Below are 25,627 nucleotides of genomic sequence, written 5' to 3'. Positions count from 1 at the left end.
TGATCATCGTTTTGACAGGGTGTTGAACAACTGAACTTGCGAAAGAAAGAAGAATTTAAAACACGTAAAGATGATGAGTTCGAAGGGCATCTGTACTCTAGCGTGTTTTTCTACCATAGAGTTTTCGCGTGCTCCAGCGCTTGATGTGAATGGCTGCGTTTGGCCGGAAGCGCTCGTTTGTGGGTGACTGCTTTCGGCCATATCCGGACATTCGTGGCAGTCACAAAATCGCCATCGTGAGTAGCTACGGTTGCAGATCCCAACCCTGAGAAATGGCAAGCGTATCGGAGTCGCACCCAATCCTTCTCAGTGCCGCAGTGACCGAATTTAATGTCGCATATAATTGAGCACCAGCGACAGACTCACGCGACGCCGCAAAGCTTTATCCTGCGGTGCGAGCGCAACGTCGCGTAACTTAGGAATTAAGCGATGGTGGCTTGGTGCGACAGACAACGATCTGTCGCGCTGATACCGAATTGACCCAGCTGCAGGGGTAATGTTGACACGCGTCAACTCTCTAAAGATTCAAAGCCAATAATGGTTTACTTCATAACCGCTTGAGGCAATGCTACATTAGCTACTGGGTTAATCATGCTCCAGTGGCAATACGCAGCGAAGAACTAGTCCGACAACATGCATTTGTTATGCATTTCAGCCTCGGTATAACTCCGGAATGTTGACATATTCTTTCGCTCTTCCGCTTACTCCAAAAAAGTACTCATGAGGTTGAAAGTCAATCAGTGGAACAATCCTAAGGTAGGATATCAACTCATATGCTAGTTCAATAAGAGGAGGCGTATAATTTTCTGCCTCTGGGTCTGATATTGCAAAAGCTATAGCATTTCTTGGAATTACCGTTACATGTTCTTTGCTATCAACGTATCTAAAAGATGAAGCTCGGACATCGATATAAATATTTGGCCACAAATTTTTATCAGGCGTTTTCTCAAAAAAACTTATAAATTCATTTTTTAAACTTTTACTCGAAAGTGACCGCTCTGTTAATATGGCACCAAAGACTTGATGCTGAAAATTATTTTTATCATAGGCGCCTCGTGGAGATACGATTATATTCCTCCCTCGACTTGAGCGGTCTAAGGATTTTACTGATTTGATATTATCAAAAGCTTGATTTAAAGTTTTTGCATCAGATATAGAAGCCTTATTTTCGATAACAGCTACAACAGACTCAATCATGAAGTGCTTTATATTTCCAACCTCAAGAACAGAATGGTAGTCACTTCTGTAAATAACAATATCTATTTGATTACTTATTCCGCCTACTGTATCTATAACAAACCCGGTATCCACAGAAAATTTTGATGGAATGATCTTTCTTAAGAAACCTGAAAGAATTTGCTCTCTGGCTCTTCCATTTTCACCTGGGTGCTTGATTTCTCGAGACAATTCAAGCTCATCCAAAACTCCTTTATTCAATGAGCTTACTATTTTTCTAACTATTGAACTCATTTTTACTCCTGGTTGCATAACGCCGAGCTAAGCGGCAGTTTGTTAGTCGTATTTTTGTGGATTACTTTTGCGCAGCAAAACTACAAAGCCACAAATTAAAAATTTGTCCAGCGCCGAAGGCGCGATGCTCGAGCGGCTTGTTATAACTTTACCTGCAATAAATCAATACAATATAGGCAGCGAAAAATAATACCATAGCGAATATTAGTAGTTTTTGAGCCAATACATTGGCTTTTTTATTGGTGTTTTTACTAAACTTATCATTTAACCATGCTGTTCTTCCAGTGTATGCAAAGTCTACTAGTATCATTAGCAGGGTTAGGCAAAGGCAAATTATTATTGCTTGTATATATAAGTGAAAATTCTTCACTGCTAAAGCTATGACAACTGTTATAAACATACCGTAGGTAAAAGATAAAATCTGGCCTAAATTTTCAGCTGTCCTGGTGAGAGTGGACTCCTTAAACTTGAGTAGCAACATCAATAAAGCCAATTCTAGGCTTGCAAAACCACTAGCCCAATACAATGGTTCTGAAACAAAACCATCTAGCGCTTCGGAATAACCTTTAAATGATAGTAGAGGTAGCAAAAATACGCCGAACAAAACAATAAAGGGTGTGCGAAAACCTACTCCGGTCAAAATTTCTCTCCTTGCTTATAACTTTTAGATTAAGGGGCTACAGTACGCAGTCCCAGGGTGCGAAGCGAACGATTTTTACCACTTTTTAGGCATTTACCGCAGAAATTTAGGAGCACCAGCGAATAAATTTTCCGTAGCGGCGCCTTGTTAAGTTTTAACCATATCTGGGTTTGGCACAGCACTATGTAGGAAAAACGCTGTGTGATCTGCCGCATTTACTCCACCATCATGTACAGTCCCTAAATCTTCAGGTATACGGGTGGAGATCGATTTCTTCGTCTTAGCCACCCGATTTTGCATACGGACGTAAGTCGTAGCAAGCCAACGCTCCCCTCTGCCGCAAGCGCTAACGATTCGCTATGCCAATACCAGAGCTTGCCTCTGCTACTGAATTGCCCCTGTTTCGCTGGACGCCCCTGACTGGCTCCTTTTGGCCGATTCCTGCCCATCGCGACCGTCAAAAACCGACCCATAGCTGTCGCTCAGCAGAGGCAGAAACGCTACCTCACTGATGAAACCGCCGCCCCAACGCATCCAGCCGCACTGCAATCGGCGGCAGTTGTTCGCTGCTCCGCGCTAGCATCTCCACATCGTCTGCGGTGCTTTGGGCAATGCCCTGCACCGACTGCAACCGCCCGACAATTTCCAGGTTTGCTGAGCTCTGTTCCCGCGAGGTGGTGACGATTCGTCCGTTCAGCGCATCGATCTGGCTGATGTCATTGCCCACGGCCCTTAGCATGTCCACCGCGACCTGGCTGTCTTCCACGCAGCGCTCTACGCCTTGGCGGCTGTCGTGCATGGCTTCGACGGCTTCGCGGCTGCCTTGCTGCAAGCTGTCGATGATGGTTTTGATTTCCTGGGTGGAGACGGCTGTGCGTTGCGCCAGGCTGCGTACTTCGTCGGCGACGACGGCGAAGCCGCGGCCTTGTTCGCCGGCGCGGGCGGCTTCGATGGCGGCGTTGAGGGCGAGGAGGTTGGTCTGGTTGGCGATGCTGCTGATGACTTCGAGCACCGAGCCGATCTGTTCGGCCTGCACGGCCAGGCCTTGGACGGTCTGGTGGGTGCCGCTGAGGCGCGTGGCCAGTTGGGTGATTTCGTGTTGGGCGCGGCCGACGCTTTCCTGGCCGCGCAGGATTTGCTGGCTGGCGATGCCGGCGTGTTCTACGGCTTCCTCGACGTGCACTGTAATGTTGCCCATGGCGTGTTCCATGCGCTCCATGGAGTCGGTCATTTGCGCAATTTCGGCGAGTTGGTGGCGCGCGCCTTTTTCCAGGGTGCCGCTGGCGTGGGCCAGTTCCTGGCCGAGTTGGCCGAGGCCGTGGGAGTCGCGGGCGACCCCGTCGATGAGGCCGGTGATCTGGTGCAGGAAGTGGTCGAAGCGTTTGGCCAGGGAGACGTGCACCTTGCCTTCGCCCTGGGCGGTTTCCACGGTGAATTGGGTGGTGACGGCGAGCATCTTTTCGAGCATTTCCTGGCTCTCGACGGCTTCGGCGTGGCTGTGCACGGCGAGGTAGAGCAGGGCGACGGTTTCCATCACCACGTAGAAGGCGTGCACAAACACCATGGTCCAGCCGCCATGGTGTTCCATCACGAACACCGGGAAACCTTGATGCTGCAAGGCATGGAAGACTACGTGGTGCACGGCGATAGTGAGTGCGGCCACCAGGATCGGCAGCCAGTCGCGGTAGAACGTCAGCACCGCCAGCAGGGCGAAAATCCCGAAGTGGGATTCGATCACGCCCTGGGCCTGGTTGATGTGCAGCGCGGCCATGATCATCAGGCCCGCGCCGAGTGCGCAGCGCATTGCCCGGGTGCCGCCGATGGCGCGGTAGAGCGCGGTCAGCACCACACTGGTGCCGCCACCGACGACGATTGCCTGGGCCAGGGTGTCGTGCCAGAACGCCAGGCCTACGGAGAACAGTGTCATCAGCCAGATCAGCGCCAGCATGATGCGGTCGGCCTTGCGGTAGTGCTCTAGGAAGCGCGCGTGGACAGGCATTCACTCTTACTCCATGTGGTCTGGCCAGGAACAAAGCATGCGGCGTGCCACGATGGCGCGCGGGTACAGAGCAAAGCAGGTATCAGGTTTTTTTCAGGATCGGGGTGCCAAAAGGCTTATCGGCATTTGTGGTGGGGACTTTAAGTGCCGCAACAAGAGGAAAGGCTGCCCGAGCGGGCAGCCTTGATGAGGGTCAGAAGCTGTACTTGGCCGTCAGCATCATGTTGCGCGGGTTGCCGTACGAGTCGCCGCCATAGCTCACGGAGTTGGCAATCGACGAATAGTAGCTGCGGTCGAAGATGTTGTTGGCGTTGAGCTGCAGGTCCAGATGGTCGTTGACCCTGTAGCCGGCCATCAGGTCGGTGACGGCGTAGGCGCCTTGTTGCAGGCGGTAGGTGCTGCCGTCGGCCAGTTTGATGTCGTTGTACATGCGGCTCTGCCAGGAGATGTTGCCGCCCACGCGGAATTTTTCCAGCGGGCCCTGGAGGTTGTAGCGGGTGGTCAATTTGAACAGATGCTCCGGGGTGTCGGTGTCGTACTGCTTGTTGACCTTCTCCGGGCTGGCTTCATCCTTGATGGTGTGGGTCCGTGCGTAGGTGTAGCCACCGCCGACCTGCCAGTTGTCGGTCAGGGCGCCTTGCAGTTCGAAGTCGATACCCTGGCTGCGGATCTCGCCGGAGGCTTCATAGCACTCCGTCTGCGGGCAGTTCTGCACAGTCACTTGGCTAGCACGGTTTTCCTGGTCGACACGGAACAGTGCGACGCTCGCATTCAGCGCGCCGCCCAGGTATTCGCCCTTGACGCCGACCTCGTAGTTCTTGCCGACGATTGGCTTGACCGGCGTGCCGGAAATGTCCTTGGCGCTCTGTGGCGTGAAGATGTCGCTGTAGCTGACGTAGACCGAGTGATGGTCGTCCAGCTCGTAGATCAGGCCCGCGTAGCGCGTCAGGTTGCGGGTGACTTTGTAGTCGCCGCTGTTGCTGCCGTGGGCATCGTAGTCGTACCAGTCCAGGCGCCCGCCGAGGATCAGCTTCAGCGGGTCCGCCAGGCTCAGGCGGGTGGTGACGTAGACGCCGTCCTGGGTGGTGATTTCGCGGGTGTCGGAGGTGTGCACGAAGTCCGGTTTGCCGGCGTTGATCGGCCAATTGGTGTCGTACGGGCTGTAGTCGTGGCTGGTCATGTCGTAAATGCGGCGGCTGGCGCCGACCACCAGCTCATGGCTGCGCCCGAATGCCTGGAACGGACCGCTGACGAACGCGTCGACGCCGGCCTGGTTCTCGTCGTAGGCGGCTTGGTAGACGGTTCGTCCCAGCGACTTGTCCGCCGCCCAACGCGATTGGTAGGAGCCCGAGAACAAGGCTTTCTGCTCGGCGTAGTTGGCGTTGACTTGCAGCTTCCAGTCGTTGGCCAGGTTCTGGCGCAGTTCGGCGAAGACCGTGTTGATCTCCTGGTCCTTGTTTTCCCAGTCGGTGCCGGGGTTGTAGGAGCGGGGCAGGTCGAGGTGATGGCCGTCCTGGCCGATCATCGAGGAGCCCCAGAAATAGTTGGTCTTGTCCTTCTGGTTCGAATAACCGAGGGTCAGGGTGGTGTTTTCGCCCAGGTCCGCTTCGGTGACGGCGTAGAACAGGCCGTGATATTCCTCGGCGTTGTCGATGAAGCTATTGGCGTCGCGGTAGGAGGTGACGACGCGACCGCGCCAGGTGCCGCTGTCATTGAGCGGGCTGGAGGCGTCGAGTTCGCCACGATAGTCGTCCCAGCTGCCAGCGGCGCCGGTGAGGGTGACTTTCTGTTCATCCAGTGGGCGTTTGCGGATCAGGTTGATGGCAGCCGATGGGTTGCCCGCGCCGGTCACCAGGCCGGTGGCGCCGCGTACCACTTCAACGCGGTCGAACATCGCCAGGTTTGGCTGCGCCCCCACTGAAACGCCGTTATAGCCGCTCGGAATGCCGTCGTACATCAGGTTGTCGATGTCGAAACCGCGTGAGGTGTAGGACTGCCGACCTGGCCCGTTGGAGTAGTTCAGGAACAGCCCTGGCGTGGCATTGACCACGTCGTTGATGCTGGTCATCGCCTGGTCATCCATGCGCTGGCGCGTAATCACGGTGACGGCTTGTGGCGTTTCACGCAGGGTGAGCGGCAGTTTGGTCGCGGTCTTCATTGCGCCGGTGGTGTAGGACTGCGTGCCCTCGGTGGTTTCGCCCAACTGCTGTTCGCCGGAGATTTGGGTGGCGCCCAGTTCCAGCGTGGTTGCCGGGGCTTCGGCGGCGAGGGCCGCGTGCGAGGTAGCCAGGCAGACCGCCAACGCAATTAAACTGGGTGCAAAACCTTTACCGCCGGATGGGTGCACAGACATGGAACGGACTCTCCCCAAGAGTGCCGTCCCTGGCGAATAATAAAAGTGTTGATAATTATTCGCATCAGTGTGCCAGATTGATTCTGTAGGAAAAAGCCTTTGGGGAGAATTAGTTAACGAATTTTTCACATGCGCGCGATAGGCAATTAGCCATCACTTGCCGCTGTTGAACGCTTTTGTACCGGGCTCAATCGCGCGTCCCAATCGCCACCCGGCTCGTCGCTTTTACCTCGCGCAGCGCCAGGCTCGACTGGATCGACGCAATCCCCAACTGCCGCCTCAACACGCTTTCGACAAACTCGCTGTAGCTGTCCAGATCTTGCGCCAACACCTGCAACAGGTAATCGGCATCCCCTGTGATCTTGTGACACGACAGCACCTCGGGCAGCTCTTTGATCACCGCTTCAAAGGCGTCCGGCGCGTGGTCGGTGTGGATGGCAAAGCGCACATGCACAAACGCCAGGATGTCCAGGCCGAGCAGCTTGCGATCCAGGTTGGCCTGATAGTCCTTGATCACGCCTTCTTCTTCCAGGCGCTTGCGGCGACGCCAGCAGGGCGTAAGGCTCAGTGAGAGGCGCTCGCTGAGTTGGGCATTGGAAATGCTCGCGTCTTCCTGCAGCAAGGCAAGGATGGCGAGATCGGTGTCATCAAGAACGACCTGCTTGGTTTTATTTTTCATATCTGCTCGGGCTTGGGGTAAAAACGCCCGATAAAGCTACCAGTGCCAGAAGTAAAAGCAAAGAAAGTCCCGAACTGCCAGAACAAAATAGAGCCTGACTTTCACTGGCGGATATCTACACATGTTGACTGTTTTCAGCGATGCCCACCGTTTGCACCACGGCACCGAATTGAAGGATGGCGTACTCAAGCCATCGTTCGAGCAACCGAGCCGCGCCGACACCGTACGTGACCGCGTCCAGTTCGTCGGGCTAGGCGATATCATCGTGCCGCGTACCTTCGACCGTGCCTGTTACGTCAATGCCCACAGCGAGCGCTACGTGGCGTTTCTCGAAAGCGCCTGGGCCGAATGGACGGCCATCGGCCGCAGCCATGACGCATTGCCGCTGGTGTGGCCGGTGCGTGACCTGGCTAACCAGCAGGTGCCGGACTTCATCGACGGCAAGCTGGGCTTCTTTGCCATGGACGCCGGTTCGCCGATCACCGCCACCACCTGGAACGCGGTCAAGACCAGCGCAGACATCGCGCTCACCGGCCTGGCGCTGATCGACGAAGGCCACCACAGCGCCTTCGCCCTGTGCCGCCCACCCGGTCACCACGCGGCCCGCGAATACATGGGCGGTTATTGCTACCTCAACAACGCCGCGATTGCCGCGCAACAGGCCATCACCCAGGGCGCCAAGCGCGTCGCGGTACTGGATGTGGATTTCCATCACGGCAACGGCACGCAGAATATTTTCTACGATCGTCCGGACGTGTTGTTCATCTCCCTGCACGGTGAACCGGCGGTGTCCTATCCGTACTTTTCCGGCGCTGGCAGCGAGCGCGGCGTCGGTGCCGGGGAGGGCTTCAACCTGAATTATCCACTACCGAAAAACACCACCTGGGATCGCTACAAAACCGCGCTGATCGATGCGTGCCAGCGGCTAAAACACTTCGCCCCTGACGTGCTGGTGATTTCCCTCGGCGTCGACACGTTCAAGGACGACCCCATCAGCCACTTCCTGCTCGACAGCGACGACTTCCTCGGCATGGGCGAGATCATCGCCAGCGTGGGCGTGCCGACGCTGTTCGTGATGGAAGGCGGCTACATGGTCGATGAGATCGGCATCAATGCCGTCAACGTGTTGCACGGTTTCGAAAGCCGGACCGCCTGATAACCACGACCGCAGCATTTTTCTTCTGCCAAAACTCAAAAACATAACAAGAGGTTTTGTGATGAAAACAACCACGCCCGGACTGTGTGAAAAGCCTGCGTTGCAACGCACCCTGAGCAACCGCCATATCCAGCTGATGGCCATGGGCGGAGCGATCGGCACCGGCCTGTTCATGGGCTCCGGCAAGATCATCGCGCTGTCCGGCACCTCGATCATCCTGATCTACATGATCATCGGGCTGTTCGTGTATTTCGTGATGCGCGCCATGGGTGAACTGCTGCTGTCCAACCTCAACTTCAAGAGTTTTGCCGACTTTGCCGGCGCGTACCTGGGGCCGCGCGCGGCGTTCTTTCTCGGCTGGTCGTACTGGCTGAGCTGGAGCGTGGCGGTGGTGGGGGACGCGGTGGTGGTCGGCGGCTTTTTCCAGTACTGGTTCCCGGACGTGCCGGCGTGGATACCGGCCGTGGGCATGCTGTTGACACTGTTTGCGTTGAATGTGCTGACGGTCAGGCTGTTCGGCGAAGTGGAATTCTGGTTTGCGATCATCAAGATTATCGCCGTGGTCACCCTGATTGGCGTGAGCGCGGTGCTGATCGCCAGTTCGTTTGTTTCGCCCACCGGGGTTACCGCGTCGTTGAGTCACTTGCTTGATAAACAGGCGGCATTCCCCAATGGCCTGTTCGGTTTTTTTGCCGGGTTTCAGATGGCGATCTTTTCCTTTGCCGGAACCGAGCTGATCGGCACCGCAGCCGCCGAAACCCGCGCACCGGAGAAGACCTTGCCCAAGGCGATCAACTCGATTCCGCTGCGGATCATCCTGTTTTACGTGCTGGCATTGGCGTGCATCATTGCGGTGACGTCGTGGCACCAGGTGTCGCCGAGCAAAAGCCCGTTCGTTGAGTTGTTCCTGGTGGCGGGGTTTCCGGCAGCGGCGGGGATCGTCAATTTCGTGGTGCTGACCTCGGCGGCGTCCTCGGCCAACAGTGGGGTGTTTTCCGCCAGCCGGATGCTGTTTGGCTTGTCTGATCTAGGCGACGCACCGGGTATCTTCCGGCGATTGTCGAGCAGCAGCGTGCCATTTATGAGTCTGGCCTTTACCACGCTGTTGATGTTGCTCGGCCTGGTCCTGCTGTTTGTCGTGCCGGAGGTGATGACCGCCTTCACTATCGTGTCGACGGTCTCGGCGATCCTGGTGATTTTTACCTGGTCGACCATCCTCGCGTCCTATATTGCCTATCGCAAAAAACGCCCCGACCTGCATGCCGCCTCCACCTACAAAATGCCCGGCGGCGTGCCGATGGCGTGGTTCAGCCTCGGGTTTCTGGCATTCGTGCTGTGTCTGCTGGCGTTGCGGCCGGATACACGCCTGGCGCTGTGCGTGATGCCGGCCTGGTTTGTCTGGCTGGCGATTGTCTACCAGGTCAGAACTCCATTCTCAGGCCAACCGTCCCTTGGCGGCCGTTGAAGGTGTTGCTGTCCAGGTTGCGGTTGTAGCCCATCTCGCCGTAAACACTAATGCCCGTGGCCACCTTCAGCGTGGCCCCGACATTCACGTCCAGGGTGGTGGACTTCTGCTCGGTGTCGATGTCGGTGACATCGGCAAAGGTCACGGTGTTTTGCCCGGCGCTGTTGTGCCAGACGTTGGCCCTGACATAAGGCTGCAGCGGCATGCCACGCACTTGATAGTCGCCCCGCAGGCGGCCCCCCAGGCGCGTGGTGAGGTTGGTGTCGGCGTCGTAGGACACATCGGAAATCCCGTCGTGCTGGCTATCGAGTTTGGTCTTGCTGGCGATCACCTGAGCCTGGGGTTCCGCGACCCAGTTGGTCGTGATCGGGATCGGCCAGCCGACTTCGGCTGAGGCCGTAACGTTGCGCCCACGGGTTTTCATTTTCACGCCCCGGTCAGACTCGTTGTTGCCATTGAAGCGCGTACCCATCAATACCAGGTCCAGGTAGGCCTGGTTCGCGCCGATCAGCGTCCAGTAGATTCCCAGGCTATCGCCGCGCAAGGTGGTCTTGCCCGCGGCCTTGTCCTCCCAGCCACCATTGAAACCTTTGACGTTGCCCTTGAGGCGGCTGTGGCCGACGAAGAACCCGGCGCGCTGCTGGCCGTTGCCCAGCGGGCTGGCGTACACATCGGTGCCCACCTGGAAGCCTGTCACCGAGCTGTCCAGCGTCGGGCTGACGGTGCCGGCGAAACTCTGGCGACTGCTGCTGCCATACACCCGGCCCCAGCCCGCGGCCAATGCGCCGGTTTGCTGTTGCTGGCTCTGGTCACCCATACGCTGATGAAACGTGCCGAGCATGCCTTGCACCAGTTGCTGTGCGGCGGGAAACAATGCGGCGTAGATCGGCACTTCCGGACGGTAGATCGGAATTGGGGTCACTCCGGGGTTGGTGGGCAGCGGTGGCTCACCGGGCACGGGCACCGGCAATGGCGCGATAATCACCGGGTCCGTCGGCGTTACCGGGATGGTCGTGCGCAGGTAGTAGTTTTCTGCGGTACCGGCGGTGACGCCGCCCTTGAACACGTAGTAATTGAACGCGCCGGCAGACACCGGTTTGCTGGTAAAGGCGATGCCGCCACCGGTGGCGCCGTTGAGCGCCTGTACCACCTGGATACCATCTTGCAGCGTCTCTGCACCGGCGCCGCCGAGGTTGGTCACGTGGATGTTCGTACTGCCCTGGATAGTGCCCTGGCTGATCACCAGTTTGTCGCTGGGCGAGCCGTCGCCGCCCAGCACACTTTGCAACGCGAGTTGGCCGCCGCTGGCGTTGTAGTTGCCGTTGACCGTCAGGGTATCGCTGGTGCTGGAGCTTGCGGTGGTCATGTCGATCAGGCCGCTGTTGTTCAGGGTCACCACTCGGTCTGTGATAAACGGGCTGATGATCCCTGTGCTGACCCGTAACACGCTGCTGCCGTGCAGGTTCAGGGTGCCGGTGCCGGTACCGCTATCACCGAGGGTGACGGTGCCGCCCAAGTCAAGACTGGCACGGTTATCCAGGTTCACAACTTCCCAATTCACATACCGTTCGGGTGTACCGAGTTGGCTGTTATCCAAGGTCAGCGTATCGGTACCCAGGCCGCCGTCCACGCGGGGTGTGGGGAGCACGACGGCCTCTGTCAGGTTGGCCAGCAATGCAGCATCGTTATCGTCGCCCATCAGCACCGCCGAGAGAATTTGCCCGCCGCCATTCCACTCAAATTGATCAGCCCCCGCACTGGCACGGATTTCCCCCTGGACGGTGCCGCCGGTCACGGTAATGTTGTCGACACCGCCACTGACGCTGATATTGCCGCCAATGAAACTGTTTCCTGAGACCCGGATGTCATCGTTGCCAAACCCTGTGACCAAGTTGCCGAGGATCCTGCCCCCACGCATATCAAACACGTTGTCGTCGAGCTTCATGTCGACCCGCCCGATAGTGCCTCCTGTCATCAACGCGTGGTCGCCATCCTCGAAGGCCCCGGTGATGGTGCCCGCACTCATGGTGAAGGTATCGAGCCCATCCCCTTGGGCCAGCGACGCGATTGTCCCGCCGCTCATGGCGAAACTGTCTATTCCGGCGCCCTGGCTGATGCTCAGCGCTTGCCCGCCACTGATCTGGACGATATCGGCTCCGGCGCCCTGATTCACCGCGGACTGGACCCGGCCTTGGAAGAGCCGGAAGATATTCGCGCCATCGCCCATGTTGACGCCCCCGGCGCCAATCACGGCATCCGGCGTATTGAGCTCAATCAAGTCGTTCCCGGCACCGTAGGTCACGCCCGTCACACTGCCGTTACCGGTGGAAAAGATCAGGCTGTTATTGCCTTGGGTGTCCACTAAGTTGCCGGCGGCGCCACTGTTGCAGTTGATCACGTCATCTCCTGGCGTGATTGTCAACGTGCAGGCCTGCGCGCTATCAGGCCAGGCGGCCAACCAGGACGCTGCAGCAATGGCCATGCTCAGGCAGGCCAGCGGGGGAAGTCGTTTGCTCATGATCTATCCTCGCTCAATGCGATCTATCTTCACGGTGCCTGAGGGCAGGCACGGTTAAAGACCATGGCAACAACGAACGCGATACGGACCAGGGACGACGGCTTACCTGAATCTGAAAACACCGGCCAATGCAAAGGGTTGGCATGGCTTTCTCGACTGCACCTGAACCTGTGCAGCACTTTTTTCACCTTAGACGGACATCTCTGGTGGCGCTACTGTGAGAAATAACAGGTACAGACGAGTGAGCGGCTCACGCGAACACGATCTCGTAAGGCTCGCGCATGCGTTCCAACAGCACCTGCGCCAGCGTCGGCGCCAGCCCGATCAGCGGGTCACCCACTAGCTGGCTCGCATAGGCATGGGTCGCGTGGAGTTTGCGCGCCACGCTCCAGGTATCCAGGCGCACCTTGCGCGCCCGTTGCCAGGGGATGATCGCACTGTCACGCGCGGGCCAGTGCCAGGCCCGGATCGGCAGCTCATACAACTGGGCACCGACCAGATTGCATGCCTTGGCACTGGCGCGACCGACCGCGTCGTGGTCGGGGTTGCCGTCGTTGCGCCAGGTGGTGAACACCACATCCCCGGCTTGCAGGTAACGGGCAATGAATTGGCTCAGTTGCGGTTCACGGGCCGTCAGGGCGTTGTCGCAGAAACCGCCGCGAATCCACTTCAGGCTGTGCATGGGCATACCCAGGCGACGCAGCGCTTCGGCACTTTCCTGGGGCCGCACCACGCTCAAGCGGCTGGCCGGCCACACATGCGAGCCGGGGTGGCTGGCGCTGCCGTCGGTGATGGAGATCAGTTGCAGCGGGTATTCAAGGGTGCTGAGCAGTTGGAGCATACCGCCGCAGGCCAGCACTTCATCGCCGGGATGGGGGGCGATGACCACCACGCGCGCGCCGGCGGGGACCAACGAGGTTGCCGAGATAGGGGCGATTTGCGCCAGCTGCGGTGCGCTGTTCCAGATTTGCGCGGGGCCGCGACGGCCTTCACTGAGGGAGGCAGGTTTCATGAGAATTACATCCTTGTCGATTGGTGCTGGGTCGTGCCCCGTTGACGGGACGACTCTATTTATTCACCACAGACTCCGCCGTGGTGGTGCGTGGTCATTCAACCCTGAATGACCAGCAAGGCGTTTTCAGCATAGACAAGGATTCGCCGCTTTTACATTCCGCAACGTGGAATTTTTCACGGCGCGTGCACCAGGCTCTTCAAATAATCGCCAAACCCACCCTGGGCGCGGGCGTCCAGGCGCGCACTGGTGATCACTTGGGGCGAGTGGCTCCAGGCAATCGAGGCACCGCAGCGTTCCAGGCTGCGCACCAGTTGAACATCTTCATCGCAGGCCAAGGGTTCGAAACCACCTGCGCGAATGTAAGCACCTGCGCTGACCCCGAGGTTGGCACCGTGGATATGCCGATGCCCGTCCCGCGCCTCGTAGCCCTGGAGATAGCGGATCTGCGCGGCCGGGTCGAAGTCTTCGCTCCAGGCATCTACCGTCACCGTGCCGCATACCGCATCGGCGTTCAGCGCCAGCTGCGCCACCAGCCAGTCCGGCGCGACGCGGCTGTCGGCGTCGGTACAGGAGATCCAGCGGGCGCCCTGATTGAGCAAGTGCCGCGCACCGACGCCGCGCACATGCCCCACATTGCGCGCCCGTACTTCCAGATACTGCACCGGGTAGGCCCTCGCGATGGCGGCGCTACCATCGCTGCAGCTGTCGAGCACCAACAGGATCTGCACCGCTTCACCCTGCAGGCCGGGGTGGCAGGCCGCGATCAATGCAGCGTCCAGGCACTCGGCCAACATGGTTTCTTCGTTATGCACCGGGATCAGCACGCCGATCATCGCAAGCCCTCATGGCGAGCGACCGAGGTGCCATCGCGGCACCACAGGTCGAGGAGAAAATCCTGTTCGTGGTAGCTGGCGAGGCGCGGCATGGCCAGTCGTTCGTGGAGCAGGGCATGTACCTGCTCGGCCGTCTGCGGGCAGCCTTCGATTGGCATACGCCAGTGGCACGCCAGCAGTTGACCGTCGTCGGTCAGGCTGGCGAGCGCGTGGTCGATCACGCGGCCCAGATCGTCGGCGTCGAGGTAGTAACACAGCTCGCTGAGCACGATCAGCTCGAACCGTTCCGTCGGCCATTGTTCCGGCAGGCGGCGTTGCTGCGCCTCGGCATGGGGGAACCCCAATAAACGGCTGCGCGCCAGACTGACCGCGGCTGCGGCGGTGTCACAGCACAGCAGGCGATCACAGCGCGGGGCCAATTCGAAACTCAGTTCGCCATTGGCGCAGCCCGGCTCAAAGATGGCGGCGTAGCGCGGCCGCGTCAGTACGGCCAGGGTCAGCGCACGTTTGCGTCGCTCGTACCAGCGTTGACGAAACGCCCAGGGGTCGTCGTTTTTGGCGAACAGTTGGTCGAAATACGGCGTGGCCACACTCATACAAATACCACTTCAAAGGGCTGCAGCAGACGCTCCAGCACATAGGGGGCCAGCACGGGGGCCAGGCCGATCTGCGGGTCACCTTCCAACTGGCTGGCAAAGGCATGGATGGCGTGACGCTTGCGGGCCACGGTCTCGCAGCTCAGGGGGATTTTGCGCGCGCGATGCCACGGCACTTGGCGGTCTTCGGGGGTTGCCCAGTGCCAGGTCCACACCGGCAACTCATACAGCGTGGCGCCCGCTGCCTGGGCTGCCTTGGCACTGGCACGGCCGACGGCTTCGTGGTCGCAGTGGCCGTCTTCGCGCCAAGTGGTGAACACCACATCCGTGGGCTTGAGGTAGCGCTGGATAAACGCGCTCAATTCATCTTCCCGCGCTGCCACCTGGCTGTCGCTGAAGCCAGCGCGCAACCACTTCAGGCTGTGCAACGGCAACCCCAGCCGATGCAGGGCCTGCGCCGATTCCTGTGGCCGCACCACACTCAGACGCTCCACCGGCCAGCGCCGGGAGCCGGGGTGGCTGGCGCTGCCGTCAGTCACCGAGATCAGCTGTATGGGCCGGCTGAGCGCGGCCAGACCTTGCAGCAACCCGCCGCAACCCAACACTTCATCATCCGGATGGGGCGCGATGATCACTGCGCGATGGCCCTCAGGCACCAGTTGTTCGACGCTGATCTCTGGTAACTCGGCCATCCGTGGCGACGTCTGCCAGCGATGCAGCGGCGTGCCTTGGCCGACAATCGGGTTGGGTTTCATAATTGCCACCTGCCCGTGGGTTCGCCGGCGACCAGCTCACCGAGCCCGGCCAGGTCACGTTCGGCGTGACTCTGGCGCAGGTACACCGGCAAATCCGCCATCAGCTGTGCAAAGTGCGGGTCCTTGCAATAAGGCCCGGCACCGACCGCACGGCCCACGTGGTGCATCACTTGTGTGACCGTGTCCTCGATGCAGGCCCGCGTCCGCTGGGCCAGCGCGCGGGCATCGGCCTTGGGCTCCCGGTCGATGTGCTCGGCGCTGGCGCGCAAGACGCAGGCGGCCGCGTTCAACGCGCTGTCGACGGCGCCCAAGTGGGCGAGGGCATGGGGCTCCGGGCGCTTGGCGCATTGTTCACGCAACACTTCTGCCAGGCGTTGGGCGGCGCCATACCAGCACGCGGCAATCCCTATCCCGCCTTGCCAGAAGCCTGGACGGCTGAGGTAGTCACCCGGATGGCCGACCGCAATGGCGGCGGCCTCCGTGAACAGCACTTCGACACTGCCCGTAGCGGCCATGCCGACCGCATGCCAGCCTTCATCGGTCACCGTGACCCCCGGCGTGCGCATCTGCACCGCCACCAACTGCTGGCGGTCCTCCTCGTCCCACGCCGTCAGCAACCCATGACTGACCACCGCCGCGCCGGAACACCAGGCTTTGCGACCGTCGACGATCAGACGATGGCCGTCGCGCCGCACGCGCACTTTTGCACTCGGCGGTTCGGCGGCCCACATGCCCCACGTGCTGCCCAAGGGCGGCAGGGGGCTGTCCAGCTCGGCGATGATCGCCAACGCGTCGGTGTGGCCTTCGAATAACTTGCACAGGCGCAGGTCATGCCCGGCCACCTGGGCCAGGCGGCTGAAGCGTGCCAACGTCTGGCCGCTGCCGGGCAACGGCAGTTGGTCCAGGCCTTCCTCCTGAAGCGCCTTCAGGGCCTCGCCCAGGGCCTGCGTGTCCGCATAGCCCCGGTAGCCATGAAGGAATCCTTGCAAAGCCATGTCATACCTCGTCTTCGCGCTGCAGCTCAAACAGCAACAGCGAGCGGCCGGTCACGGCGTATTCGTGTTCGAAATCAAAACGCTCCTGACCGCGCACGGCAATGTCATTGGTGTCGAGCATGCAGGTCCAGAACTCACCTTCGGGCACCGGCGGCAGGCGGAAATTGACCAGGTCGTGGTGCGCGTTGACCACCAGCAACAAGGTCGCATCGGCACCGGCGCGGCGAATCCCGGTTTCCTGGGCGCGGCCATCCATCAACATGCCCAGGCAGCGGCCATGGCTGTCCTCCCACTGTTCGGTGGTCATTTCATTGCCATCGGGGGCGAGCCAGGTCACGTCTTTCACGCCGATGTCTTCGTTGTAGTCGCCCACCAGGAAGCGCCCACGCCGCAGGATCGGGTACGCCAGGCGTAGTTTGATCAGGCGCTTGACGAACTTGAGCAGCGATTTGCCGTCATCGTCCAAGTCCCAGTTGACCCAGCCGATCTCGCTGTCCTGGCAATACGCGTTGTTATTGCCATGTTGCGTGCGGGCGAACTCATCACCGGCCACGATCATCGGCGTGCCTTGGGCCAGCAGCAGGGTGGCGAAGAAGTTGCGCATCTGGCGCAGGCGCAGCGCGTTGATTTCCGGGTCGTCGGTGGGGCCTTCGACGCCGTGGTTCCAGGACAGGTTGTTGTTGCTGCCGTCCTGGTTGTTTTCGTCGTTGTCTTCGTTGTGCTTGTCGTTGTACGACACCAGGTCGTGCAAGGTGAAGCCGTCATGGGCGGTGATGAAGTTCACCGAGCTGTAGGGGCGACGGCCACGATGGTTGAACATCTCACCGGAGGCTGTCATGCGCCCGGCGAAGTCCGCGAGCTGGCCGTCGTCGCCTTTCCAGAACGCACGCACGGTGTCGCGGAAACGGTCGTTCCATTCCACCCAGCCCGGTGGGAAATTGCCCACCTGATAGCCGCCGGGGCCGCAGTCCCACGGCTCGGCGATCAGTTTGAGCTGACGTAGTACCGGGTCCTGGCGGCAGGCCACGAGGAAGCTGTGGCGCTCGTCGAAACCGTCGCGGTAACGACCAAGAATCGTCGCAAGGTCAAAGCGGAAGCCGTCGACGTGCATCTCGTTGGCCCAATAACGCAACGAGTCGGTGACCATTTGCAGCACGCACGGATGGCTCAGGTCCAGGGTATTGCCGGTGCCGGAATCATTGATATAGAAGCGCTTGTCGTCAGGCATCAGCCGGTAGTACGAGGCGTTGTCGATGCCGCGCATGGACAGGGTCGGGCCGCGCTCGTTGCCTTCGGCGGTGTGGTTGTAGACCACATCGAGGATCACTTCCAGCTTCTGCTCGTGCAGGTGCGCGACCATCTCCTTGAACTCGGCGATCTTGCCGCTGGCCAGGTAGCGCGGGTCGGGGGCGAAGAACGCGATACTGTTGTAGCCCCAATAGTTGGTCATGCCTTTTTCCAGCAGGTGCTGGTCGTTGACGAAGGCGTGCACCGGCAGCAGCTCTACCGACGAGATGCCCAACTGGCGAATGTGCTTGAGCACGTCGTCTTCCATCAGCCCGGCGCAGGTACCGCGCACGGATTCGCCCACCGAAGGGTGACGCATGCTGATGCCGCGCAGGTGGGTTTCATAGATGATCGTGCGGTCCCACGGCACCCGCACCGGTTGGTCGTTGCCCCAGGTGTGCGCGGGGTCGATGACCTTGCACTTGGGCACGAACGGCGCGCTGTCGCGCTCGTCGAAACTGAGGTCGTCGTCAGGGTGGCCGATGGTGTAGCCAAACAGCGCTTCGGACCATTTGAGCTCGCCCACCAGTTGTTTGGCATAGGGGTCGATCAGCAATTTATTGTGGTTGAAGCGATGGCCGTTGGCCGGGTCGTATGCGCCGTAGACGCGATAGCCGTAAATCAGCCCTGGATGGGCGTCGGGCAAGTAACCGTGGAAAATTTCGTCGGTGTATTCCGGCAGCTCGATGCGCTCCAGTTCCACTTCGCCCGAATCATCGAACAGGCAGAGTTCGACCTTGGTGGCATTGGCCGAAAACAGCGCAAAGTTGACACCCAGGCCATCCCAGGTCGCGCCGAGTGGGAAGGGCAAACCTTCACGAATCCGCGACGGCTCATGGTCCGGCGTCGCTTGGCTTTTGTCGGGTTTGCTCATTGAAGTTGCTCCTGCAGGGTCTTTTTCGGGCCGAACGTCGCCGTGCTGACGAACATACAGCTGACAATCTGTGTGATGAAATGACCTCCCGCCGACACGTCGACGGGAGGTTGATGGAATTAAGGCTTGGGCTTTTTCGGCGCCGGTGGTTTCTTCGCCGTTGCTGGCGTCGGCTTGCCGGCAGCGGGGGCTGGCGGCTTGGCCTTGGCCGGCGGCTTGGGGGCGGCCTTGGGCTTGGCGCCCGCCTTGGGTTTGCTCGGCGTCAGCGCTTCAGATTCGGCCAGCTTGCGCGCCATCTCCCAGTGGCGTGCGTCTTCGCCATGGGGTTTACCTTCAGACTCCCAGATCTGATGCGCCAGCTCGCGTATGCGTTTGTCTTCAGTACTCATCACAATGCTCCTCACAGAAAATTTTCAGCTTTCTTGATCATCAGGATTGATAAAGACATTGACCGGGAAATCCCCCAGGGCAGCGCTGATCAACAGCTCCTTGTCTGGTGTGACTGCGCCTGTATGAAAAAGTCCCTTCCAGTATTGAGTTGGTGCGGCGAACGGTAATTTCAGTCGGGTATCGCCCCAAACCTGCGCATTGATCTGGGGATGCACACCGTTATCCAGCAGGTGATGAGGCCAGCGTGGCACCACCACCAGCAGGCGTTTGCCCTGGTGTTCGCGGCAGAATGCGACCACCCGCCCGGCGTGCTGGCCGACCACTTCCAGCGGCGTGTAAGTGCCGCTGCGAAACAACTCAGGCTGAGCCTTGCGCAAGGCCAGCACCTGGGCAATCAAGGCCTGTTTGATGCGCCCGTCCCGCCAGTTGAACAGCAGTTCGCCGATGTCCGGCGGCGTATCCAGGGCCTGTTGCCGTGCACTGAAATCCACCGGGCGACGGTTGTCCGGATCCACCAGGCTGAAGTCCCAGAACTCAGCGCCCTGGTACAGGTCCGGCACGCCCGGCACCGTGATGCGAAGCAAGGATTGCGCCAGCCCATTGAGCGCACCCGCCGGGGCAATCGCCTGGGCGGCCGTCGCAATCGCGGTGCGCAGCGGGCGGCCTTCGTCACTGAGCAGCAGGCGCGACAGAAACGCTTCGACGCCTTGTTCGTAGGCGTCGTTGGGCGCGCTCCAACTGCTGTTCAACTTGGCTTCGCGCAGGGCTTTCTGTTGCCACTGCCACAGGCGTTGTTGATAGCCGTCGAAGTCATCCCCCTGGTCCAGCGGCCAGCTGCCCAGCAGCACTTGGTAGAGGATCAGCTCGTCACCGGCCGATGGCGTGGCGGCATCAGTGCGCAATGGCGCGGCCAGGCTGCGCCATTGCTCAACCTGCTCCACGTACCAGGTGGCGCACTCGCTGAGCACTGCGAGCCGTGCACGGGTGTCTTCGCCGCGTTTGTGGTCGTGGGTGGCGGTGGCCAGCAGGTTATCCGGGAAGGCCTGCAAACGCTGTTGGTTGATCCTGTGAAACTCAGCCAAAGGGGCGCTGAACTGCTCGGTGCTGAAGCCCACATCATTGCGCGACAGCAGCACCGCCGAGCGATAGAACGCGGTGTCTTCCACAGCCTTGGCGGCGGCGGGCGAGGTCAGTTGCTGGAAGCGTACACAGGCGTGCTTGAGGATCTTGCGCTCCCGGCCCACCGGGCGTTGGCGCCAGGGCTGGCCGCCGAGCCATTTTTCGAGGTGATCGAGCACCGGCCAGTCGCCCTCGCTCAAGGTGGTGCGGGCACCGTCCATGGCCTGCTGGAACACCGCGTCGTCGGCGGCGCTGCGGCCGAGGACGCTGATGTAGGTGCGGTACACCGGGAAGTGCACGATCAGTTCCTGCAAGGCGCGGCGAATCGCGCCCAGGGTCAGGTCGCGGGTCATCACATCGTCGCGGGCCACTTGCAGCAGCGCTTGGGCGACGCTTTCAAAATCCCCGCCCAACGAGCCGTTGAGGATTTGTTGGCGGGCCAGGCGGGCTTCTTCGATAAACGCCGAGGGCCGCTCGGTATGGCGCGTCCACAGTTCGGCCAGCGGTGCAAAACCGTCCGGCTGGTGTTGCAGCAACGACAGTTGGTCCATGAATTCATAGCCGGTGGTGCCGTCCACGCGCCAGTCTTCACGCAGGGTCTCGCCTTCGCCGAGGATCTTCTCGACAAAGATCGGCAAATGCCGACCTGGCGCAAGAGCATCCACCCGGCGACGCAGCTTGCGGCAATATCCACGGGGGTCGGCCAGGCCGTCGATATGGTCGATGCGTAACCCATCCACCAAGCCTTCGCTGATCAACTCGAAGATCTTGCCGTGGGTGGCCTCGAACACTGCTGTGCGTTCGACGCGCAGGCCGCCCAGCTCATTGACGTCGAAGAAGCGCCGCCAGTTGATATCGTCCGCCGCCGTGCGCCAGCTCGCCAGGCGGTAGGCCTGTTGCTCCAGCAACTGATGCAGGCGGTTGAAGCCTTCCGGTTGGCGCCCGTCGAACTGGCTCAAGCGCTCTTCAATGGCCGGCATGACTTCGGTGGCGCGCTCGGCGAATGCCTGCTTGAGCCACGCGGCTTCGGCGTAGGCGTCGTCCTGATAGGCGAGGGCGGCGAAACGGTCAGCCATGGGCTTGAGCGTTGCGTCGTTGCCCAGGATCAGCGCGTAATCCCGTGGGCAGATCGGGAAACGATGTTCGTAATGCTCGACATGAAACGCGCCGTGCTCGGCGTCGAAATGCAACGTCAGGGTGCCGGTCTGCAAGGCCTCGCCGTAGTCGCTGCCCAGAAACGGCATCAACAGTTGGCCCTTGAGCAGCGGGTCGGGCGAGTGCCACTGAATATCGAAAAATTCGCTGTACGGACTCAGGCGACCCCACTCCAGCAGGTCCAGCCACCACGGGTTATCGGCACCGCCGACGGCCATATGGTTGGAGACGATATCCAGGATCAACCCCATGTCGTGTTCACGCAGCGCCGCCACCAGGCGGCGCAAGGCCGGCTCGCCGCCCAGTTCCGGGTTGACGCGGGTCGGGTCGACCACGTCGTAGCCGTGCATGGAGCCGGCGCGGGCGCTGAGCAGCGGCGAGGTGTACAGATGGCTGATGCCTAGCTGGGCGAAATACGGCACCAAAGGCACCGCGTCGTCCAGGGTAAAGCCTTTATGAAATTGCAGGCGCTGGGTAGCGCGCAGGGGTAGGGTCTTCATCGGTCACGCTCATGGGCCTGGTTGCGCGCGACGGCCAGCAATTCGAGGCGTCGTGCAGCACCGGCGTTGTCCAGCAAACTTGAAGCTTCACCCGCCAGGCGTCGGCGCCAATTGGGATGGGTGTCGGTGGTGCCGGGCAGGTTGGCTTGTTCTTCGACGCCCAGGGCGTCCTCCAATGGCAACAGCACCAGCGGCGCACGGGTGTGGCCGAGGTAGCGCACGCTGGCGTCGATCATGTGATCGGTTTCGTTGCGAATCTCTTCGACGAAGTTCTGCGGGTCCTGGCTCAAGGCCTGGCGCAGCGCCTGGCGTTCGCGCAGACGGTGTTCGCTCCATTGATCCACGGTGGGCGCATCGATCAGGCCGAGCTGGATGTTCCAGTCGATATCGCGGCTGTGCCACCAGCCGTTGAGCGTGGGCAAATCGTGGGTGCTGGTGGTCGCCAGGGCGTTGTCCGGCCAGTCGAGGATCGGCTTGAACTGGCCGTTATGGCCTTGCTCGAACAGCAACACGCGCATGCCCAGGATGGAGCGGCCGCTGAGTTTTTCGCGCAGGCCTTCGGGCACGGTGCCGAGGTCTTCACCGAGGACGATGGCCTGGTGGCGGTGCGATTCCAGCGCCAACAGGCGTAACAGGTCGTCCACCGGGTAATACAGGTAAGCCCCTTCCCGGGGCGATGCGTCCATGGGGATCACCCACAGGCGCTGCAGGCCCATCACATGGTCGATGCGCAAGCCGCCGGCATGGGCGAAGTTGGCGCGCAACATCTCGATAAAGGCACGGAAACCGTTGCGCTTGAGGCCTTCGGGGGAGAACGCGGAAATGCCCCAGCCCTGGCCGGCGCGGTTAAGGATGTCTGGTGGCGCGCCCACGGTCAGGTCGGCCAGCAGCTCGTCCTGGCGACTCCACGCCTGGCTGCCACCGCCGTCGGCGCCCACGGCCAGATCGGCGATCAGACCGATGCCCATGCCACTGCCCTTGGCGGCTTGTTGGGCACGCTCCAGGCACCGGGCGATCAGCCATTGGGTAAAGGCGAAGTAGCCGATCTCTTCACGGTTGTCCTCGGCGAACTGCGCCAGCGCCGGGCTTTGCGGCGTGCGCCACTCTTGCGGCCAGTGGCGCCAGTCGAGGTCTTCGCCGGCAGCTGCGCGGGCGGCTTGCACGGCTTCGAAGCGACAGTGGTTTTCCAGGGCTTCACCGCCGGCCTGGCGGAAACTCAGGAAGTCCGCATGTTGCGGATGCTGGCCGTGGCGGAAGTCTTCATACAAGGCGCGCAGCAGGCGTTGCTTGGCCTTGGCGGCGGTGGGCCAGTCGATCAGGGCGTGTTGCTCCAGCGCGTGCAGCTCCTCCTCCAGGCCGAGCGCCTCGATGGCGCTGCGCACTTCACGTTCGCCGAGGATGCAGCCGGGCGAGGCATACAAGCTGTTAAGGAACAACCGGCTCGATGGCGAATACGGGCTGTAGCGTCCGGTATCGGCGCTGAACATCGCGTGCATCGGGCTGATCGCCAGGGCATCCGCACCGCGTTCGGCGGCCGAACGGGCCAGGTGCTCCAGGGCCAGGGTGTCGCCGAAGCCACCATCGCCCAGGCGGCGCAGCGAGTACAACTGGGCACTCAGGCCCCAGGCGCGGGCGGGTTGGCTGTCGACGGCTTCGGCGACGCTGTAGCAGTGGGTGGGGGCGACGGCGAGGGTGAACGTCTGGTCGTTGATGTACACGCGGTGATAGCCGAGGGCGATCACGCCGGGCAGCACCGCGTCGCCATCAAGGCGCAGCTCCAGGGTTTCGCCGTTTTCCAGGCTGACGCGGCACTGCGTGTCGGGTTCGAAGTAGCGCGCCAGGTCCAGGCCGTGGCCGCTGTCGATGGTCAGCAGCGGCGGCAGGTGTTTGTCTTGCTGCTGTTGTTCCAGTTCCAACAGGCTGGCGTCGATCTCTGCATCGGTGTCGGCAGGGTGGCCCAGACCTTTGAGCACGGCGCGCAGGGCATCGGGTGTCACGCGTTGCGGACGGCCGTTGGCGTCGATCCAATCGACGGCAAGGCCCGCGCGGCTGGCGAGGATTTCCAGGTTCGCTTCGCTCAAGGGTGTTCTCCAACAGGGGAAAGGCTGACGCGCGCGCTGTACGGCGGCAGTTGCGCGCCTTGCTCAGCGGGCGTGGCGAAAATAACGTGCTGCGGCGCCGGGTGATTCACGGGCGTGGCACTGAGGTTGAGGTCGATCTGCAACAGGCTGCCGTCGCCCAGGCGCCAGCGCGCGGTGACGGCGCCGTCTGCCAGTACCTGGGCGCCCAGCGCCACGCTGCCGGGCAGGTGCGGCACGAGGTGGCGACGGCGCAGGCTCAGCAGTTGGCGGTAGAGCTGCGCGTGTTCGCTGTCGGCAAACACCGGGGCCGATTGCTCGAAGGTCGGCAGGGCGTTGGGATCGGGAATACGTGCGCGTCGTTCGGGATCCTGGAACGCGGCGAAGTCGGCAAACTCGCTGCGCCGGCCTTCACGCACCGCTTCGGCCAATTCGCCGTGGTGGTCGGTGAAAAACAGAAAGGGTTGCTGGGCGTTGACTTCATCGCCCATGAACATCAGCGGGATCATCGGCGACATCAACAGCAACGTGGTCGCGGCCCTGAGTGCCTGGGGCGTGCAGAGTTGGTGCAGGCGCTCGCCCATGGCGCGGTTGCCGATCTGGTCATGGTTCTGCAAGAACAGCACAAAGGCACTCGGTGGAAGGTGCGCGCTGGGCTCGCCACGGCGATGGCCATGGCGGGTGGTGTCACCTTGGTAGATGAACCCTTCGCTCAGGCAGCGGGCCAGTTTGGCGGTGGTGTCTTGGGCGAAGTCGCTGTAGTAGGCGTCGGTTTCCCCGGTGAGCAGCACATGCAGCGCGTTATGGCCGTCGTCGTTCCACTGTGCATCGAAATCATGCTCCAGCAGGCTGGCCTGGTTGAATTCGTTTTCCAGCACCAGCCATACGTGGCGGCCGGTGTCGACCTGTTGGCGCACCCGTTGCGCCAGTTGTTGCAGGAAACCGGGATTGTCGATGGCGTGCACGGCGTCCAGGCGCAGGCCGTCGAAGCGGTACTCCATCAGCCACATCAGGGCGTTGTCGAGGAAGAAGTCGCGCACCTCGCGGCGCTCGAAATCGATCCCGGCACCCCAGGGCGTGTGCACGTCGTCGCGAAAGAAACCTCGGGCGTATTGGCCCAAGTAGTTGCCGTCAGGGCCAAAGTGGTTGTAGACCACGTCGAGGATCACGGCCAGGCCGTGTTCGTGGGCGCTGTCGATCAGGTGCTTGAGCTGTTCGGGCGTGCCGTACGAGGAGTGGGGGGCGTAGGGGAGAACGCCATCGTAGCCCCAGTTGCGTTCGCCGGGGAACTGCGCCAGGGGCATCAATTCAATCGCGGTCACGCCCAGCTCGGCCAGGCGCGGCAGGTGCTTTTCGACGCCGGCGTAGCCCCCCAGCGCGCCGACGTGCAGTTCGTAGATGACCGCCTCATGCCACGGGCGACCGGCCCAGTGGCTGTGCCGCCATTCGTAGGCGAGGGGGTCGACCACCAGGCTCCAACCATGCACATCTGCAAGCTGGGCTCGGGAGGCGGGGTCAGGCACGTCCTTTTCCCCGTCGATGTTGTAGCGGTATCGCGTGCCCGCCGCGCATTTTATTTCTACTTCGAACCAGCCGTCTGCCTGCGGCAGCATGGCGACCGATTTACCGTCTTCCAATTCAACGCTGACATAAAACGCGTCTGGCGCCCACAAGGCAAAACGCGTGTGTTGCGCGTCCAGCATGATTGCGCCGTGGGGCCAGGTTTCCAGAGTCCGTAATGGCATCTATA

Annotated in this window: 18 protein-coding genes; 2 read left to right on the top strand and 16 right to left on the bottom strand. The window is 60.8% G+C overall.

The window, feature by feature from the left end; genetic code table 11:
* Nucleotides 1–651 precede the first annotated feature (651 nt).
* From DNK50_RS28825 to DNK50_RS17930, 5 genes are all read right to left on the bottom strand, one after another.
* Nucleotides 652–1,470, bottom strand: a complete 819-nt coding sequence (locus DNK50_RS28825) for a DUF6602 domain-containing protein (RefSeq protein ID WP_162633384.1) — start codon at nt 1,468–1,470, stop codon at nt 652–654.
* 148 nt (nt 1,471–1,618) lie between these two features.
* Nucleotides 1,619–2,110 (bottom strand): hypothetical protein, encoded by a 492-nt coding sequence (locus tag DNK50_RS17945; protein WP_162633383.1) that lies wholly within the window; start codon nt 2,108–2,110, stop codon nt 1,619–1,621.
* 505 nt (nt 2,111–2,615) lie between these two features.
* On the bottom strand, nt 2,616–4,109 hold the full coding sequence (locus DNK50_RS17940) for a methyl-accepting chemotaxis protein (protein WP_112195520.1): 1,494 nt from the start codon (nt 4,107–4,109) through the stop codon (nt 2,616–2,618).
* 193 nt (nt 4,110–4,302) lie between these two features.
* Nucleotides 4,303–6,462 (bottom strand): TonB-dependent siderophore receptor, encoded by a 2,160-nt coding sequence (locus DNK50_RS17935; RefSeq protein WP_112195518.1) that lies wholly within the window; start codon nt 6,460–6,462, stop codon nt 4,303–4,305.
* A 187-nt stretch (nt 6,463–6,649) separates the two neighbouring features.
* On the bottom strand, nt 6,650–7,141 hold the full coding sequence (locus DNK50_RS17930; RefSeq protein WP_099585306.1) for an Lrp/AsnC family transcriptional regulator: 492 nt from the start codon (nt 7,139–7,141) through the stop codon (nt 6,650–6,652).
* A gap of 121 nt (nt 7,142–7,262) precedes the next feature.
* On the opposite strand from DNK50_RS17930, the gene DNK50_RS17925 reads away from it, so the two are divergent.
* Entirely contained in the window at nt 7,263–8,297 is a 1,035-nt protein-coding gene (locus tag DNK50_RS17925) for a histone deacetylase family protein (protein WP_112195517.1), read from the top strand.
* A gap of 61 nt (nt 8,298–8,358) precedes the next feature.
* Nucleotides 8,359–9,762, top strand: coding sequence for an amino acid permease (locus DNK50_RS17920; RefSeq protein WP_099585304.1), 1,404 nt, complete (start codon nt 8,359–8,361; stop codon nt 9,760–9,762).
* Here DNK50_RS17920 and DNK50_RS17915 read toward each other — a convergent pair.
* From DNK50_RS17915 to treZ, 11 genes are all read right to left on the bottom strand, one after another.
* Nucleotides 9,719–12,280 carry an autotransporter outer membrane beta-barrel domain-containing protein gene (locus DNK50_RS17915; protein WP_112195515.1) on the bottom strand — a complete coding sequence of 854 codons (2,562 nt, stop codon included), beginning with the start codon at nt 12,278–12,280 and terminating at the stop codon, nt 9,719–9,721. The genes DNK50_RS17920 and DNK50_RS17915 overlap by 44 nt on opposite strands.
* A 250-nt stretch (nt 12,281–12,530) precedes the next feature.
* Complete coding sequence (locus DNK50_RS17910) at nt 12,531–13,292, bottom strand: PIG-L deacetylase family protein (protein ID WP_112195513.1); 762 nt, start codon at nt 13,290–13,292, stop codon at nt 12,531–12,533.
* Nucleotides 13,293–13,468: 176 nt separating this feature from the next.
* Nucleotides 13,469–14,128 (bottom strand): glycosyltransferase family 2 protein, encoded by a 660-nt coding sequence (locus tag DNK50_RS17905; protein WP_112195511.1) that lies wholly within the window; start codon nt 14,126–14,128, stop codon nt 13,469–13,471.
* A complete protein-coding gene (locus DNK50_RS17900) occupies nt 14,125–14,724 on the bottom strand; it encodes an SAM-dependent methyltransferase (protein WP_112195509.1) in 600 nt (199 codons plus the stop codon). The genes DNK50_RS17905 and DNK50_RS17900 overlap by 4 nt, the downstream gene beginning before the upstream one ends.
* Nucleotides 14,721–15,479 carry a PIG-L deacetylase family protein gene (locus DNK50_RS17895; RefSeq protein WP_099585299.1) on the bottom strand — a complete coding sequence of 253 codons (759 nt, stop codon included), beginning with the start codon at nt 15,477–15,479 and terminating at the stop codon, nt 14,721–14,723. Before DNK50_RS17895 ends, DNK50_RS17900 begins: the two co-directional genes overlap by 4 nt.
* The gene (locus tag DNK50_RS17890; protein WP_112195507.1) at nt 15,476–16,474 is read right to left on the bottom strand and encodes an acyl-CoA dehydrogenase family protein; all 999 of its coding nucleotides are present in this window, start codon (nt 16,472–16,474) and stop codon (nt 15,476–15,478) included. Before DNK50_RS17890 ends, DNK50_RS17895 begins: the two co-directional genes overlap by 4 nt.
* A 1-nt stretch (nt 16,475) precedes the next feature.
* Entirely contained in the window at nt 16,476–18,635 is a 2,160-nt protein-coding gene (glgX, locus tag DNK50_RS17885) for a glycogen debranching protein GlgX (protein ID WP_099585297.1), read from the bottom strand.
* A 119-nt stretch (nt 18,636–18,754) separates the two neighbouring features.
* Nucleotides 18,755–19,024, bottom strand: coding sequence for a DUF2934 domain-containing protein (locus DNK50_RS17880; RefSeq protein ID WP_099585296.1), 270 nt, complete (start codon nt 19,022–19,024; stop codon nt 18,755–18,757).
* Between the two features lie 24 nt (nt 19,025–19,048).
* On the bottom strand, nt 19,049–21,799 hold the full coding sequence (locus tag DNK50_RS17875; protein WP_112195505.1) for a malto-oligosyltrehalose synthase: 2,751 nt from the start codon (nt 21,797–21,799) through the stop codon (nt 19,049–19,051).
* On the bottom strand, nt 21,796–23,880 hold the full coding sequence (malQ, locus tag DNK50_RS17870) for a 4-alpha-glucanotransferase (protein WP_112195503.1): 2,085 nt from the start codon (nt 23,878–23,880) through the stop codon (nt 21,796–21,798). The genes DNK50_RS17875 and malQ overlap by 4 nt, the downstream gene beginning before the upstream one ends.
* Nucleotides 23,877–25,622, bottom strand: a complete 1,746-nt coding sequence (gene treZ / locus DNK50_RS17865) for a malto-oligosyltrehalose trehalohydrolase (RefSeq protein WP_112195501.1) — start codon at nt 25,620–25,622, stop codon at nt 23,877–23,879. Before treZ ends, malQ begins: the two co-directional genes overlap by 4 nt.
* Nucleotides 25,623–25,627 lie beyond the last annotated feature (5 nt).

The sequence above is a fragment of the Pseudomonas sp. LG1E9 genome (assembly GCF_003290225.1).
Lineage (GTDB): Bacteria > Pseudomonadota > Gammaproteobacteria > Pseudomonadales > Pseudomonadaceae > Aquipseudomonas > Aquipseudomonas cyclaminis.
This window is presented reverse-complemented; position numbering and strand designations above follow the sequence as displayed.